At 47.7% G+C, this 15,021-nt stretch carries 15 protein-coding genes; 3 read left to right on the top strand and 12 right to left on the bottom strand.

Features of this window, described 5'->3' with window-relative positions:
* Positions 1-167: 167 nt before the first annotated feature.
* The 10 genes from rnc to AB4Z30_RS19875 all read right to left on the bottom strand — a co-directional run bounded on the left by rnc (position 168) and on the right by AB4Z30_RS19875 (position 8,336).
* Positions 168-866, bottom strand: a complete 699-nt coding sequence (rnc, locus tag AB4Z30_RS19920; RefSeq protein ID WP_090923901.1) for a ribonuclease III — start codon at positions 864-866, stop codon at positions 168-170.
* A gap of 13 nt (positions 867-879) precedes the next feature.
* Positions 880-2,118, bottom strand: coding sequence for a beta-ketoacyl-ACP synthase II (fabF, locus tag AB4Z30_RS19915; RefSeq protein ID WP_441929231.1), 1,239 nt, complete (start codon positions 2,116-2,118; stop codon positions 880-882).
* Positions 2,119-2,294: 176 nt separating this feature from the next.
* Entirely contained in the window at positions 2,295-2,528 is a 234-nt protein-coding gene (gene acpP, locus AB4Z30_RS19910; RefSeq protein ID WP_024630176.1) for an acyl carrier protein, read from the bottom strand.
* A 151-nt stretch (positions 2,529-2,679) separates the two neighbouring features.
* On the bottom strand, positions 2,680-3,429 hold the full coding sequence (fabG, locus tag AB4Z30_RS19905) for a 3-oxoacyl-[acyl-carrier-protein] reductase (protein ID WP_441929230.1): 750 nt from the start codon (positions 3,427-3,429) through the stop codon (positions 2,680-2,682).
* A gap of 256 nt (positions 3,430-3,685) precedes the next feature.
* Positions 3,686-4,627, bottom strand: a complete 942-nt coding sequence (fabD, locus tag AB4Z30_RS19900) for an ACP S-malonyltransferase (RefSeq protein WP_441929229.1) — start codon at positions 4,625-4,627, stop codon at positions 3,686-3,688.
* 25 nt (positions 4,628-4,652) lie between these two features.
* Positions 4,653-5,642: a beta-ketoacyl-ACP synthase III gene (locus AB4Z30_RS19895; protein ID WP_441929228.1), complete on the bottom strand. Its 990-nt coding sequence runs from the start codon at positions 5,640-5,642 to the stop codon at positions 4,653-4,655.
* 8 nt (positions 5,643-5,650) lie between these two features.
* On the bottom strand, positions 5,651-6,646 hold the full coding sequence (gene plsX / locus AB4Z30_RS19890; protein ID WP_441929227.1) for a phosphate acyltransferase PlsX: 996 nt from the start codon (positions 6,644-6,646) through the stop codon (positions 5,651-5,653).
* Positions 6,643-7,260 (bottom strand): transcription factor FapR, encoded by a 618-nt coding sequence (gene fapR / locus AB4Z30_RS19885; RefSeq protein ID WP_441929226.1) that lies wholly within the window; start codon positions 7,258-7,260, stop codon positions 6,643-6,645. The genes plsX and fapR overlap by 4 nt, the downstream gene beginning before the upstream one ends.
* A 330-nt stretch (positions 7,261-7,590) precedes the next feature.
* Complete coding sequence (rpmF, locus tag AB4Z30_RS19880) at positions 7,591-7,764, bottom strand: 50S ribosomal protein L32 (protein ID WP_017689233.1); 174 nt, start codon at positions 7,762-7,764, stop codon at positions 7,591-7,593.
* A 65-nt stretch (positions 7,765-7,829) separates the two neighbouring features.
* Positions 7,830-8,336: a YceD family protein gene (locus tag AB4Z30_RS19875; protein ID WP_441929225.1), complete on the bottom strand. Its 507-nt coding sequence runs from the start codon at positions 8,334-8,336 to the stop codon at positions 7,830-7,832.
* Positions 8,337-8,850: 514 nt separating this feature from the next.
* On the opposite strand from AB4Z30_RS19875, the gene hmpA reads away from it, so the two are divergent.
* Entirely contained in the window at positions 8,851-10,086 is a 1,236-nt protein-coding gene (hmpA, locus tag AB4Z30_RS19870; protein ID WP_441929224.1) for an NO-inducible flavohemoprotein, read from the top strand.
* 399 nt (positions 10,087-10,485) lie between these two features.
* Entirely contained in the window at positions 10,486-11,730 is a 1,245-nt protein-coding gene (locus AB4Z30_RS19865; RefSeq protein WP_441929223.1) for a nucleotidyltransferase, read from the top strand.
* Positions 11,731-11,906: 176 nt separating this feature from the next.
* On the opposite strand, the gene AB4Z30_RS19860 is transcribed toward AB4Z30_RS19865, so the two are convergent.
* On the bottom strand, positions 11,907-12,947 hold the full coding sequence (locus tag AB4Z30_RS19860; RefSeq protein WP_441929222.1) for a SepM family pheromone-processing serine protease: 1,041 nt from the start codon (positions 12,945-12,947) through the stop codon (positions 11,907-11,909).
* A gap of 254 nt (positions 12,948-13,201) precedes the next feature.
* Here AB4Z30_RS19860 and AB4Z30_RS19855 point away from each other — a divergent pair, with 254 nt between their 5' ends.
* Positions 13,202-14,536 carry a nucleoside recognition domain-containing protein gene (locus tag AB4Z30_RS19855; RefSeq protein ID WP_441929221.1) on the top strand — a complete coding sequence of 445 codons (1,335 nt, stop codon included), beginning with the start codon at positions 13,202-13,204 and terminating at the stop codon, positions 14,534-14,536.
* On the opposite strand, the gene coaD is transcribed toward AB4Z30_RS19855, so the two are convergent.
* Complete coding sequence (gene coaD, locus AB4Z30_RS19850) at positions 14,514-15,020, bottom strand: pantetheine-phosphate adenylyltransferase (protein ID WP_441929324.1); 507 nt, start codon at positions 15,018-15,020, stop codon at positions 14,514-14,516. The genes AB4Z30_RS19855 and coaD overlap by 23 nt on opposite strands.
* Position 15,021: the final 1 nt, after the last annotated feature.

The raw sequence follows: 15,021 nt of genomic DNA, 5'->3' as shown, positions 1-15,021 counted from the left end.
GCAAATTTCAAATAATGCTTGTAGCACCTAGTTAAAGATCTGAAGATTTCCTCCCGAGTCTCTTTACAAAAAAAAGAGCAAAAAGCAGTCCGGCCGATTACTTCCGCCGGGGCGGGCCCGCGGGCTGCTCTTTGCTCTTCGTTTGTCTAAGCGCTGCCTGGTGTAATTCAGGCTTCCGGAAGCTTCAGCCGTTCAAGCGCCGCAGATGCCGCCTGTTGTTCCGCCTCTTTTTTGGAACGTCCTGTACCTCGGCCAAGCCGTTCTTGACCCATATGGACCTCCGAGACAAACTCACGTTCATGGGCTGGTCCCCGCTCTTCGACGATCCGGTATTCCAGAGCCCCCATATTGTGATGCTGTGTGAGTTCCTGCAATTCTGTTTTGTAATCACTCATTTGTAGCTTGCTGCCAACAACGATTAACGGGAAAACATGCTGATCCAGAAATGCTCGCACAGGTTCAAGACCCTGATCCAAGTATAATGCACCAATAAATGATTCAAACACATCCGCTAGCAGAGCCGGGCGTGTACGTCCCCCAGTTAATTCCTCACCTTTTCCAAGAAGTACATATTGACCAAAACTAAGCGCTTCAGCAAATTTGACAAGGGAAGGTTCACAAACAATGGATGCTCGCATCTTTGTTAGTTCTCCTTCCGGACGGTTAGGATACAGATGATACAAGTACTCCGATACAGTCAACTCCAGTACAGCATCGCCCAAAAACTCCAGCCGCTCATTATCCTGATGTTGACTGAATCGGTGTTCGTTTACATAAGAAGCATGGGTAAACGCTTGTTTTAGAAGCTGCCTGTTGTCAAATTTGATTTGAAGTTTTTGTTGTAACTGCTTCAGATCTTCACTCAAACGAACTAGCCCCTTATGCTTCAAATTTTTTAAGAATGATGGTAGCATTGTGACCGCCGAATCCAAATGAATTGGACATCGCTACATTCACTTTAGTTTGACGTGGAACGTTAGGCACGTAGTCCAGATCACATTCAGGGTCCTGATCCTCCAGGTTAATCGTTGGAGCCAGTGTCTGATGTGTCAGAGATAATCCGCAGATTACAGCTTCCACACCACCTGCAGCACCAAGCATATGACCTGTCATGGATTTCGTCGAACTAACTGCAAGCTTGTACGCATGATCACCAAACGCCTTTTTGATTGCCAGTGTTTCGGAACGGTCACCAACCGGTGTTGAAGTTCCGTGTGCATTGATGTAGTCCACTTCTTCTGGATTAATGCCTGCATTGCGAAGTGCCATCGTCATACAACGAGCTGCTCCATCTGGATCTGGTTCGGTCATATGATGTGCATCACCTGTCAGACCATAACCGATCACTTCACCATAGATGCGTGCACCACGAGCCTGAGCATGTTCCAGAGATTCGAGAATCAGAATACCTGCACCTTCACCCATCACAAATCCGTCACGACCTGTATCAAAAGGACGGCTTGCCTTCGCAGGATCATCATTACGTGTAGACATCGCACGCATCGCGCAGAAACCTGCAAGTCCAGTTGGCCTAATGGTTGCTTCAGCACCGCCGCAGATCATCGCATCTGCATCACCATTTGCAATCAACTTGAACGAATCTCCAATGGAGTGTGTTCCTGTTGCACAAGCGGTAACAACATTGATATTGGGACCTTTGGCACCAAGTGAAATCGACATCTGTCCAGACGCCATGTTTGAAATCATCATCGGGATAAAGAATGGACTAACGCGTTTAGGACCCTTTTGCAAGAGCGCATTGTGCTGATCCTCCCAAGTCCCCAATCCACCGATACCAGAACCAATGGATACGCCAAAACGTTCTGCATCAATGTTCTCGTTGATCTTGAGACCACTGTCTTCTACGGCTTTGAAACCGGCTGCTACAGCGAACTGTACAAAACGATCCATCTTCCGTGCATCTTTTCGATCCATATACTCTTCCGGGTTGAAATCTTTGATCTCGGCTGCAATCTGTGTCGTGTATTCACTAACATCAAACGCCTCAATCTGAGAAATTCCGGACTTTCCTGCCATTAAACTGCCCCAGAACGTTTCTAAATCTTTTCCGAGCGATGTCATTACGCCCATTCCGGTAATTACGACTCTTTGTTTCAACCGACTCACCTCTATATCGACTGCATTACGCAAGTATTTTGTGGGAATATCCGCAGACTCTGATGCAAGACGCCTTTCCAAAGATCAGCGCAGCATCCCCGTCTGCGGGATGTGAAAAACCAATGAATGATGAGAAGTCCCGCCTGTTCAAAAACAGGAGCGGGACTGAATTGACTTTAGGTATGAGATTGTATGTAGTTTACAACTTCACCTACGGTCGTAATTTTTTCTGCATCTTCATCAGAGATTTCCAAATCGAATTCATCTTCCAATTCCATGACCAATTCCACTACATCCAAAGAATCAGCACCCAAATCTTCTTTGAAAGATGCTTCAAGTGTAACTTCAGCTTCGTCTGCGCCCAAGCGGTCGACGACGATGCGTTTTACACGCTCCAATACATCGGACATCCGGTTCACCTCCTCCTTGGTATTATACGAGAATCGCAGGCAAAATGCCATAGAAGACATATGCGGCTCCCGGCCGGGGAACCCGGCCTTTTTCCGGCATTTCGGATCGTCCAGCACCCGTTCCCCGACTGTAAGTTCAAGTCCAGGAAATTTACATGTACATGCCGCCATCGACATGCAGTGTTTGACCTGTCATATAAGATGAAGCTTCTGATGCCAGGAATGTAACCACTCCTGCAATTTCATCCGGCTGCCCCAAACGGGACAACGGAATGCCACTAAGCATACCATCGACCAGCTCTTGAGACAATTCCTTTGTCATATCGGTTTCAATGAAACCTGGTGCAACACAATTCACCGTAATCCCACGAGAAGCAAGCTCTCGGGCAGAAGCCTTCGTTAAGCCAATAACTCCCGCCTTGGCAGCTACGTAATTGGCTTGACCTGGATTACCCAGAACACCGACAACAGAAGAAATGTTAATAATTCTTCCTGAACGCTGCTTCATCATCGGACGTGTTACTGCTTTCAAACAGTTAAACACCCCTTTGAGATTTGTTTCGATCACCTGATCGAACTCCTCTTCTTTCATACGCATGATGAGGTTGTCCCGGGTAATTCCTGCATTGTTTACCAGAATGTCGAGATTCCCCCACGCTTCAAGTGTCGTTTTAACCATTTGCTCCGCTTCACCCATCAGACCTACATTCGCCTGAATGGTAATAGCCTGAACACCCTTTGCTCGAATCTCGTCAGCTACCGCTTCTGCAGCAGCCTGACTGCCAGCGTAGTTTACAGCCACATTCGCTCCAGCTTCTGCCAGGGCAAGCGCAATGCTACGACCGATTCCGCGGGATGCTCCGGTTACCAATGCATTTTTACCTTCTAACGGTTTAGACATAACCATTCCTCCTCTCCTTGAATCTACACAAGTTAGACCTAAGTTATTTACACAAGCACTAAGGTGACAGAATAACCTTTCAATCGCTGTTATCCCCAGATTTTTTCATCTCCCTTTCCAAAGGGGAAAATCCGGTGATAAAGGCGAAGCCTATGCTTCCGATGCAGCTTTCTTTCAGAAAGCTTTTAGCTTCGCTTTTCCAGTTTTTTTCTGTCCTCTCCGTTAAAGTGTAAATAAATAGTTCTACTTGTGTGATTTAATTATTATTTTTAAGATCAGTTACGGTTGCTTCCAAGGTTTCGAGACTGTTTACATTGTATAATTTTACGGTTTTATCTGTTTTTTTAATCAAACCGGTTAATACATTGCCTGAACCAATCTCAATAAACGTATCCACACCTTGCTCAATCAGCCATGTCACACTGTCTTCCCATAAAACCGGAGAATAGACCTGAGATGTAAGCAAGTCCTGATATTGTCCATCTTCAGCAGGTCTTGCAGTTACGTTAGCTACCACAGGAACCTTTGCAGATGAGAACGTCACTGTACTCAACTTATCGGCCAGCCTTTCAGCAGCACCCTTCATCAATGAAGAGTGAAACGGACCACTAACTTCAAGTGCAATTGCGCGTTTGCCACCTGCCTCTTTCACCCGTTCTGACACGGCAGCAACACCTTCTTTTACACCTGAAATAACGATTTGTCCAGGACAGTTAATGTTGGCCAATTCAACTGTATGTCCGCTCTCTGACACTTCACGGCAAAGCACCCCCAGCGCTTCCCGATCTGCACCCAGTACAGCAGCCATTGCTCCCTGTCCACCTGGAACTGCTTCTTCCATATATTGACCACGTGCACGAACAATTTGCACAGCATCCTCAAAGGAAAGAACCCCTGCTGCCACTAATGCGCTATATTCGCCCAAGCTATGACCTGCAGCGTAGTCTGCTTCAATCCCTTTTTCTTTGAAAGCCTCTAGTAGTGCAATACTCGCAGTGAGCAATGCCGGCTGTGTATTGGATGTCTGTTTCAGCTCCGTGTCTGGTCCTTCAAAGATCAGGTTGCTCAGCGAGAAACCTAAGGCTTCATCTGCTGTGCGAAAAATGGTTGCGGCTGCAGGTACAGATTCATATGCATCCTTCGCCATACCTACTTTCTGTGATCCCTGCCCAGGAAATACAAAAGCGACTTTACCCATTTCATTCATCCTCCAGCTGTCTAGTTTACCATACGAGTACGGATGCGCCCCAAGTCAAACCGCCACCGAAACCGACCATCAAAACAGTATCTCCTGCTTTCATACGGCCTTCTTCTGCTGCTTCAACCAGTGCAAGTGGAATAGATGCTGCCGACGTATTCGCATACTTGTCTACATTGACAACCACTTTCTCTTCCGGAAGCTCCAAACGCTGCATTGCTGATTGAATAATTCGTACATTCGCCTGATGCGGAACGAACAAATCTACATCGGTACGATCCATACCAGCTTTGCGAAGAACTTCAATCGTTGCTGTTCCCATAACACGAACGGCAAATTTAAAGACTTCACGGCCGTTCATATAGATATAATGCTTTTTGTTCTCAATCGTTTCCGTACTTGCTGGCAGGCGTGAACCACCGCCCTCAATGTTAAGAAGACTGCCTCCTGCCCCTTCTGCACCGAGATCAAATGCTTTGAATCCACGGCCTTCCGGAACTTCACCAACGACTACAGCACCCGCACCATCACCAAAAAGAACACAAGTGTTACGGTCTGTGTAGTCTGTAATACGTGAAAGGCAGTCCGCACCGATCACAAGTGCATTGTTATACATACCACTTTTAATAAAGCTGGTTGCCGTAGCAAGGCCATATACGAACCCGGAGCAAGCAGCGGACAAATCAAATGCGGCAGCTCCCTTGGCTCCCAGTTTGTCCTGCAGAATGCAAGCTGTTGACGGGAAAGAGGAGTCCGGTGTAATCGTTGCAACAATGATCAGATCCAGATCGCTACCAGTCATACCAGCCGATTCAAGAGCCTTCAATGCTGCTTCATAGGCCAAATCAGAAGTAGCTTGATCCGGTGCAGCAATATGCCGCTCCTTGATGCCTGTACGGCTGACAATCCACTCATCATTCGTATCGACCATTTTTTCCAAATCACTGTTTGTCAAAATTTTCTCTGGCACATATTTACCTGTACCAATGATCCCTACTGGGCGCAAATTATTCATATCGTCAYTCACTTCCCGCTAATTTCCTTAGATATGCTGTCCACCAACTGATTTTGCACTGCAATCCGCGCCTGACGCACGGCATTTTTGATCGCATTGCCATCGGCCGAACCATGACTTTTCACGACCAGTCCACTTAAACCTAACAAAGGGGCCCCACCGTGCTCCGTATAATCAAGTTTGCTCTTCAGACCACGCAATTCCGGCATAAGCACCGCCGCAGCCAGTTTATTTTTGAAGGACGAAGTAAACTTCTCTTTGAGCAGACCAAAAATAGCACCTGCCGCACCTTCCAGCGATTTGAGCAAAATGTTACCTGCAAACCCGTCACACACGAGCACATCACAGGCGCCAGTAAGTACATCCCGTGCTTCTACATTCCCCACAAAACGAATAGGCAGCTGTTCCAGCAGCGGATAGGCATGCTTGGTCAGCTCATTTCCTTTGCCTGGCTCTGTCCCTACATTGAGCAAGCCCACTCTTGGAGAAGCAATACCTTGTACTTTTTGTCGATACAAACTGCCCATCAGCGCGTATTGTGCCAAATGTTCCGGTTTAGCATCCATGTTCGCACCGAGGTCGAGTGCAAGCACGCCCACATCATCCATGGTAGGGATCATCGGGGCAAGTGCAGGACGTTCAATCCCGTCCATCCGGCCTACAACGAGCAAACCTGCTGTCATTAACGCTCCGGTATTTCCTGCCGAGATCATCGCGTCGGCTTCCTTCTCTTTGACCATACGTCCAGCTACAACCATCGAGGAATCCTTTTTGCGTCGTACCGCTTTTACCGGTTCATCATCTGAACCAATCACCTCGGAAGCGTGCCGAACGCTCAAGTTGGACGGCCTTGCTCCAGACTGACTTAAAAGAGGTTCAAGCTTGGCTTCATCGCCAACCAGGACGATCTGTGTATCCGCCCATTCCGTAGCCGCGGCAACAGCACCTTCTACGGTTGACGCAGGGGCATTATCGCCGCCCATAGCATCAATGACGATTCTCATTCCAAATGACCTCCTTCTTTGCTGTCTTCTCCACCTGAATGATAGATCACAAAATTACCTTGAAACACCATTTCTTCACCAACATAGGTGAACACTTCAACTTTGGCTTTCCCCTTCTGACCGGGGATGGATTTGACATAAGCCTTGGCGATGCATTTCTCTCCCAAACGAACCGAACGAACAAAACGGATATCTGCCGAAGCAGTTAATGCAATCTCATCATTAATGACAGCGACTGCCAGTGAATTGGCTTGTGCGAAAACATAATGACCACGGGCAATACCTGTTCTAGAGAAAACATGCTCCTCTTTGATCTCAAATAAGGATATTCCGCTCTTGTCCAGTTGCAAATCAACGATATCTCCAATGATCTCATGCAGGGGCAATGAGCGCACCTGATCATAAGAGCGCTCCGCCATCAGTTTCATCCGTTCCCGAAGCTCGGGTATGCCAAGTTCCAGCCTGTCAAGACGGATCGTCTGAATACTTACCTTTAATTGACGTGTAAGCTCCTGATCTGTCACAAACGGATTCTCGTCTATCATTTTGGTTAACTGTTGTTGCCTCTGTCTCTTCGGTAAACGCTCGATGCCTGACACCCCCCGCTGTATCATTTCTGGAACCGCCCCTTCGGTCAGGTTCAGTCATTCAAGTCTTACTTCTCTATATCCTGCAACCCCCGCTCACCCAAGGGAGCTTCTCATAAAAGTTTATGATGATCTGTATGTAACGTCAAATATTAGAACCTGGTACTAAACTATAGTATATCTCATCCTGTGTCAAAAAGAAAGGCTGGTGTAACAAATTCACATCACTTCATCAAAGCGCTGATGAACAAACGTGTTAAGCATAACAACCCGCCCGAAATATGGTATTCGTTGCATCTTTTCTCACACAAAAAAGCAACACCTCATTGAAATGAAGTGTTGCTTCATGTCTAGCTATTATTGAGAGATAATCTCTCTTGCTTTGTACGTTCCGCACACTTTGCACACGTGGTGACTCAGTTTAAGTTCGCCACATTGTTCACATTTCACCATGCCCGGTACAGCCAATTTAAAGTGAGTACGACGTTTGTCGCGACGCGTCTTGGACGTTCTCCGTTGAGGTACTGCCATTATTCCCACCTCCTTATCAAAATCAACCTTTGCAGGTAGTTGTTACGTTCGATTTTCAATCATGCTCATTTAAAAAAATCCTTGAGTCCTGCAAGCCGCGGATCGATAACCTGGGTATCACAACCGCAGTCACCTTCGTTCAGCTCATGGCCACACTTGGGACAGAGCCCCTTGCATGTATCACTGCAGAGCGGCACAAACGGAAGATCCAGCAGAAAAGCTCCCTCGGCATAAACCTTCAGATCAACGCTATCCCCATCCACATAGAGAGTATCGTCATCCTCAGATAATTCCTCCGGCTGTTTTCCCTGCTTGAATTGCTCATGAAAATCAATATGAAAATGTTCACTTAACGGCTTAAGACAACGGGAGCATAACATGTCCACTCCTACTGTCAGTTTGCCATGAACATCCACAACGTTCTCCTCTCTGATCTCTGCAGACAAATCCGCAGTCAGCGGGGTAACGGCTGTGATATCTTGTCGGTTAGAAACCAGATGTTGAATATCCCATTGATCATTAAACTTTACGGGACGATCACTGGTCGCCACTTTGCGAAATGGCATTAACATGTTTCATCACTCCAAACGAAACCAATTTCATAAATAGTTACCCTACGAATGGCGGCAGTATACAGTTCAAGACGATCCTAATATGCGCGTTCATTCCTGACTGTATGTATTATGGCTGTCACCCGCAAAAGATTTATGAAACTGACTTAACAAACAAAAATCATTATACCGATTTTCCAAGAGGTTTGTCAACACTTTTAACTTTACACCCTTTTGGGAAAACGGTAGCTCCGACGAAACCGTCACATCTGATCTATTATAGACCTACTCCAGAATAACTACAAGTCATCTCTAGATGTATACCAGTGAAACTATTTTCTACTTACACCTCATATGCTTCTCTCCTTAAATATTGGTCACTAATCGTTAACGAATGGTGTGATCTATGTCACACAGGCCATTTAACCTGCTGTCTATACTTGCTATAAATCGAAAGCACAATTAACATACATGAGCATTTTCACAAGCTACCATCTGCAGACCATATGTCAACAATAATCGGGAGGGGAATTATATGTTAAGCCAACAAACGATTGCTGTAATCAAATCTACTGTACCTGCACTTGAAGTTCACGGTGAGGCAATTACACGCCATTTCTACCAAACGATGTTTGCGGCTCACCCGGAGTTATTGAACATTTTCAACCACGCTAACCAGAAACAGGGCCGTCAGCAAGCCGCGCTTGCCAATATGGTTTACGTCGCAGCCCTGCATATTGATAACCTTGCTGCCATTATACCAGCCGTTCGCCAGGTAGCTCATAAACATCGCAGTCTGGGCATCGTGCCTGAGCAATATGCTATTGTAGGTACTTACCTATTGCAAGCCATTAAGGATGTACTCGGTGATGCCGCGACGGATGAAATCTTGACCGCATGGGGTGACGCCTACCAAGTTATTGCGGATGCCTTCATAGGCATTGAGCAGGATATGTATAAGAAAGCGGCGAATCAAACAGGCGGATGGGACGGTTTCAGAAATTTCAAAGTTGCGAAAAAAGTGCAAGAAAGCGAAGTCATCACTTCATTTTATCTCATGCCGGAAGATGGCAAGCCTATCGCTTCATATCAACCAGGGCAATATATCAGCATTAGAATCCAGCCTGATGGACAGGATTTCACTCAGATTCGTCAGTATACCCTTTCCGATGCACCCGACAAACCCTATTATCGTATATCTGTGAAACGCGAATTGGGTGGATCGGATCGCCCAGGTGGATTGATCTCTAACTACCTTCACGATCACATCGCAGAAGGCAGTCTGATTGAACTTTCCGCTCCAGCTGGTGATTTCACCTTAGATACAGAAGTTGCGCGTCCTGTTGTACTTGTGAGCGGCGGCGTAGGCTTAACGCCAATGATCAGCATGTTGAATACGCTAATTGAATCAAATGACCGGCGTTCGATTACCTTTTTACACGCCAGCCCGAACGGAATATCTCACGCATTCCGCGATCATGTGAACCAACTGTCTCAAGAGCATTCTAATCTAAAGGCATACTATTGTTACACGGCTCCTGTTGATTCCGATCTGGAGAACAAATTGGTTTACAAGCAGGGATACATGGATGCGGCATGGCTTCGTCAGGTCATTCAAGAACTGGATGCGAACTATTATTTGTGTGGCTCTGTGGCGTTTATGCGTTCGGTATATACAGAGCTACTCTTGACCGGGGTAGCAGAGGATCGTATTCACTATGAATTTTTCGGACCAAAAGCCAGCCTAGCTGCTGCTTCGGAAAATGTTTGAGCATATAACATGGCCGAAAAATGTGTAGAATTCATCTGAGGGCACAAGCATTGATTATGGTGGAAGTGGTGCTTAATTCATAGGTAATTTCCTAATAAAAGTTTTCTTAAAGATATTCAGGGCTAAATTTTAGGTACAGGCGGTATCTGCGGATGCTGATCCTGTGCCTTTTTTTCATGATTTGCTCTAATTCCTGCTCTCCTCTATGATGGAAGAGGTACCCATGACCTTTGACGGTCCACGATTTTTTTTGAATGGGATACTGTAAAGATTATATCAATGGATTCATTTTATATGCAGATACAGAGAGCAAAGAAAAATGTGAAAAACGAATTGTAAACTCTAAACCTCCTTTTGAAAAAAGGTGGATACAATTAAATTAAGAAAGGAGTAACATTCGTGAAAGCTGTGGGGGTTATTGTAGAATACAATCCGTTACACAACGGACATGTGCATCATCTGAATGAATCTCGGCGGCTTAGCGGAGCAGACGCCGTTGTGGCCGTGATGAGCGGCCCTTTTCTCCAGCGTGGCGAACCCGCCATCGTTGGTAAAAGGGCCCGCACCGAGATGGCGCTCCATGCTGGCGCCGATCTGGTGCTTGAACTGCCGGTTGTGTATGCGGTTCAACCGGCGGAGTGGTTTGCCTTTGGTGCGGTATCACTGCTGCACCGCACCGGGGTTGTGGACTCGCTCTGCTTTGGCAGCGAGTCCGGCGACATCGACAGCCTGCAGCGCATTGCGCGCGTGCTGGCTGTGGAGCCCGCAGGGCTGCGCGAGGATATCGCGCGCCGCCTGCGGGAAGGCGCCAGCTACCCCGCCGCGTACGCAGGCGCGGCGGCAGCGCTGGCGCCCGGCGGCGTCGATGCTCACGACGCCGCTGCACTGCTGGAGCAGCCCAACAATTCGCTTGGGCTGCACTACCTCATCGCGCTGCAACGGCTTGGCAGCGCGATCCAGCCCTTGACGGCGGCGCGTACCGGTGCCGCCTACCACCAGGCGACGCCCGGCCCGGGGGCGATCGCCAGTGCCACTGCCGTCCGCCGCCTGTTGCTGGCGGACGGACCTAACGCCGCCGCACCATACGTACCGGCGGCAACCCTTGCCATTCTGCAGCGCGAATGGCAGGAAGGGCGCGCTCCCATGCACTGGGAGCGCTTTGCACAGCCGCTGCTGCACATGGCGGCTACCCGGCGTGCCTGCGAGCTGGAACGCATCGCCGAAGTCACGGAAGGACTGGAGCATCGGCTCATTCGTTCACTCGCCAAGCTCCCGGAGCCTTCAGTCGAAGCTCTCCTGAATGCGCTCAAAACCCGGCGATATACGCGCACCAAACTGCAGCGTATGCTCGCCCACCTGCTCCTGAATCACACGAAGGACGAGTGTTCACCAGAGCAATTAGCGAGCGGACCCGGATATCTACGTGTCCTCGGCTTTACTTCGAAGGGCCAGAGCCTGCTCAAAGAGATGAAAAAAACAGCTTCTCTGCCCATTGTCATGAAGCCATCCACGTTTGATCACACTCAACTGGAGCTGGACATTCAAGCGCAAGCCGCCTACGCGCTTGCACATGAACAGCATGATGCACGCACCATATCACGCGTCATGTATAGCGACTACTACGATTCACCAGTCAGAATGTGATGGAACATCTGCGTGAATAACACCTCATTCGATACATAGGTGCAATAACACTTGCTATAACATCCAGCAAAAAATCCCTTGTGCGCTGCCAATCCGGCCGTCATCACAAGGGATTTTGTCATTTGTTTTTTCATTTTTTTCTGAGCCTGTTTCCTCTGCCTGGATACTCTACTTCATTACGATTTTACAGACAAGCTATTCAGATAAGTCAGAGCATCGTCAAGCGTACTTACAGGTACGAGCTTCATCGGGGTATGGATTTCTTTTGCTTTGGCCTCGGCTTCTTTGTAGTTATCTTTCGGAACAAAGAAAATCTCAGCATTTTTACGATCAGCAGCAACAATTTTATGTTGAACACCACCTATGGCACCTACGATACCATCTTTCGTAATCGTGCCTGTGCCAGCAATACGATGTCCTTTGGTCAGATCTCCGGGAGTTAACTGATTGTAAATCTCAAGCGTAAACATCAGTCCCGCAGATGGCCCACCCACCTGAGTGCTCGAAAATGTGATCTGTTTATTCGGATCTTCCGGTTTCACCTTCTGAACCGAACCGATCATCACCCCGAGGCCCGTTCGCGTCTTGCCTGTCTTGCTGTCTTTGACTTCAACCAGCGTGACATCCCGGCTGATCGTCTCACCGCCCCGTTCCAGCTGCATCTCCACGGTATCTCCGGCTTTTTTATCCTTCAGCTGTTCGGCAAGGACGGTGTTATCCGGTGTAGCTGTTCCGTTTACACCCATAATAATGTCTCCCGGCTCAATATCTCCATCCGGCTTCGGATTTTCCGAGAGACCAAATACAAAGATATGCTCAGGTACAATGGAGTACGCGACACCTGCTTTTTCATACGCTGCTTCCATGGCAGATGATTGCGAGTCACTCATGAACCAGACCTGTTCAGCCGAGTATTCTGCCTCGCTTTTGCCACGCAGACGATCTTCCTTTTTATCCACTTGCGCATTTTTATCAAAATATGAAGTACCTAGCAAAAATAAATTAGCATACGTCGCCGACACGGTGGTCATCATGAATACGCCTTTTTCATCTTTGTCACCGTCCTTCACGGTAACCATGGGTTTAACTTCATCCGCGCTTCCAGGCTTATATATAATATATGGCGTTGGCATGTATACCGTAAGGTAGACGATCAGAGCCACCGCGATCACATAGATTGAAGCTCTGAAAGCGCCCGATTTCCGGAACCTATTCATCTATTGAGCCTCCGTTCTTTGTATCTCCAACTCCACGAGGGTTGCTTTCGTGTAAATATTTAGCTCATCTTATTTTATATTATGTTTAATGCAAGTCTAACACCTTGCCATTCCTGCATACAATGGTACAGGCCGGATAGGCCGCTGTATCGCTCACTGTCTGTCTGGTCAAGGCCGAAACGTTCACGGACGTCATTCGGCCGTCCACTACAATCTCAATGCCTGAAAGGCATTAATCGATATGAGGTGAAACGATGTCCGTATCAAGTGAGGTTCGAAGTCCGGGTTTATTGCGAACCGTATTTCTGAGCAGTAGTGCTTTCTTGCTGGTTATTGCAATAGTTGCATCTCCAAAGGATGCGTTTGATGCCTCGATTCAAGGTCTGGACATCTGGTGGAAAATTGTATTTCCTGCTCTGTTGCCATTCCTGATGTTATCACAAATGCTGACCGCGTTTGGCTTTACCCACGCTTTGGGCGTGTTGTTGGAACCCTTAATGCGTCGTTTGTTCAAACTGCCCGGCCACTCCGGCTTCGCTCTCGCCGTAGGCATGTGTGGAGGATTTCCGGCCGCTGCTGATGCGGTATCCCGATTAGTCAAGGATCAACAAATGACCGCCAGACAGGCGGTTATTATTGCTGCGGCAGCTCATTTTGCCAATCCGATGATGATTCTGCTCGTTGTGGGAGGCGCTTTTCTTCATCAGCCTGCCGCCGGATATTTTCTACTGATTATACACTGGATTAGCGGCTGGATCGCAGCGGCTGTCGGCATTCGTCTCCTCCCATCATCTCACAAAAAAAATCTTTTCTCAGGCTCGTCATCACCCAACAAAAGCGCCCAATCTCAAACATTAGCCCACAATCAAGCACAGACGGCGAAAAGTCAGCCGTCCTCCTTACCTCCAGAGGCTCGAAACAGCAATATCGGTTCTCGTATGTTGCTTGCAGCCAGAGAAGCACATAGCCGGGATGCACGAGGTTTTGGCAAATTGCTGGGCGATACCGTATCCCAGGCAGTACAGACACTATTGTTAACCGGAGGTTATATCATCGTTTTTGCTGTATTTATTCGGTTACTCTCGATTTATCTAACCCCTGGAATTTCAGCCACATTTTGGCCATCCTTGCTTGAACTTCATCTGGGCACATATCACATCAGCAAAACGCTACTAGCTCCCACCATACTTCTGGCATTTCTGGCAGGAGCACTTGGCTGGGGTGGATTATGCTCGCATTTACAAGTCTCATCGATGCTGAGGACAGCGATTCCTGGACTGCAATCCATACTGTTTTTTGTACTCGTTCGATTGGGACACGGATTAACTGCCTTCTGCCTTACCCTCTGGTTATGGGAGCCATTTAGCCGAACGACCACAGAAGTTTGGACTACCTGGCAGACCGTCGCAGTGAAGCGCTCAGACTCTTTATTCTCTTGGGCATTCCTGTATTCTTCAGATACCACGAGTACATTACCAAAGATCTGGAGCACCTTCCCTGCGGCAATGATAAGCCTCTCTTTACTTCTCGGGGTGATGATTGCTCTTTCAGGTCTTACTATATGGATTAACCGCTTTTTTTCTCGCTGATCTTCTGACGAAGTGCTGCTTCTACTTCAGGCGATACCAGATCCGTTACATCCCCATGATAGTGGGCGATTTCTTTAACGATACTGGAACTGAGGTAGGAGTATTTCGGGTTGGTCATCATAAAAATCGTTTCCGCATCCGGGTTCAACTTGCTGTTGGTTGACGCGAGTTGCAACTCATACTCAAAATCGGTTACGGAGCGGATGCCGCGAACGATAACCTGCGCTTCCTTTTGCCGTACATAATTAGCGGTCAGATCACGGAAGCTATCCACTTCCACATTTGGCAGGTGGCTGGTTACAGTGAGAATTAACTCTTTGCGTTCCTCTACCGTGAACAGCGGATTTTTACTCATATTGTTCAATACAGCGACGATGACACGATCAAACTGTTTAGACGCTCTCGCAATAATGTCGAGATGTCCCATCGTTACGGGATCAAAGCTTCCTGGGTATACGGCAATGCGTTCCTGCCGATGGATCATT

Origin of the sequence: Paenibacillus sp. 2TAF8 (genome assembly GCF_052114825.1) — a bacterium.
In the GTDB taxonomy this organism is placed as follows: Bacteria; Bacillota; Bacilli; order Paenibacillales; family Paenibacillaceae; genus Paenibacillus.
This window is presented reverse-complemented; position numbering and strand designations above follow the sequence as displayed.

Bases quoted from the DNA above. Each gene is read 5' to 3' on its own strand.
- acpP (WP_024630176.1), bottom strand. From the start codon at position 2,528: ATGTCCGATGTATTGGAGCGTGTAAAACGCATCGTCGTCGACCGCTTG.
- fabG (WP_441929230.1), bottom strand. From the start codon at position 3,429: ATGTCTAAACCGTTAGAAGGTAAAAATGCATTGGTAACCGGAGCATCC.
- fabD (WP_441929229.1), bottom strand. From the start codon at position 4,627: ATGGGTAAAGTCGCTTTTGTATTTCCTGGGCAGGGATCACAGAAAGTA.
- AB4Z30_RS19895 (WP_441929228.1), bottom strand. From the start codon at position 5,642: ATGAATAATTTGCGCCCAGTAGGGATCATTGGTACAGGTAAATATGTG.
- plsX (WP_441929227.1), bottom strand. From the start codon at position 6,646: ATGAGAATCGTCATTGATGCTATGGGCGGCGATAATGCCCCTGCGTCA.
- fapR (WP_441929226.1), bottom strand. From the start codon at position 7,260: ATGATACAGCGGGGGGTGTCAGGCATCGAGCGTTTACCGAAGAGACAG.
- rpmF (WP_017689233.1), bottom strand. From the start codon at position 7,764: ATGGCAGTACCTCAACGGAGAACGTCCAAGACGCGTCGCGACAAACGT.
- AB4Z30_RS19875 (WP_441929225.1), bottom strand. From the start codon at position 8,336: ATGTTAATGCCATTTCGCAAAGTGGCGACCAGTGATCGTCCCGTAAAG.
- hmpA (WP_441929224.1), top strand. From the start codon at position 8,851: ATGTTAAGCCAACAAACGATTGCTGTAATCAAATCTACTGTACCTGCA.
- AB4Z30_RS19860 (WP_441929222.1), bottom strand. From the start codon at position 12,947: ATGAATAGGTTCCGGAAATCGGGCGCTTTCAGAGCTTCAATCTATGTG.
- AB4Z30_RS19855 (WP_441929221.1), top strand. From the start codon at position 13,202: ATGTCCGTATCAAGTGAGGTTCGAAGTCCGGGTTTATTGCGAACCGTA.
- coaD (WP_441929324.1), bottom strand. From the start codon at position 15,020: ATGATCCATCGGCAGGAACGCATTGCCGTATACCCAGGAAGCTTTGAT.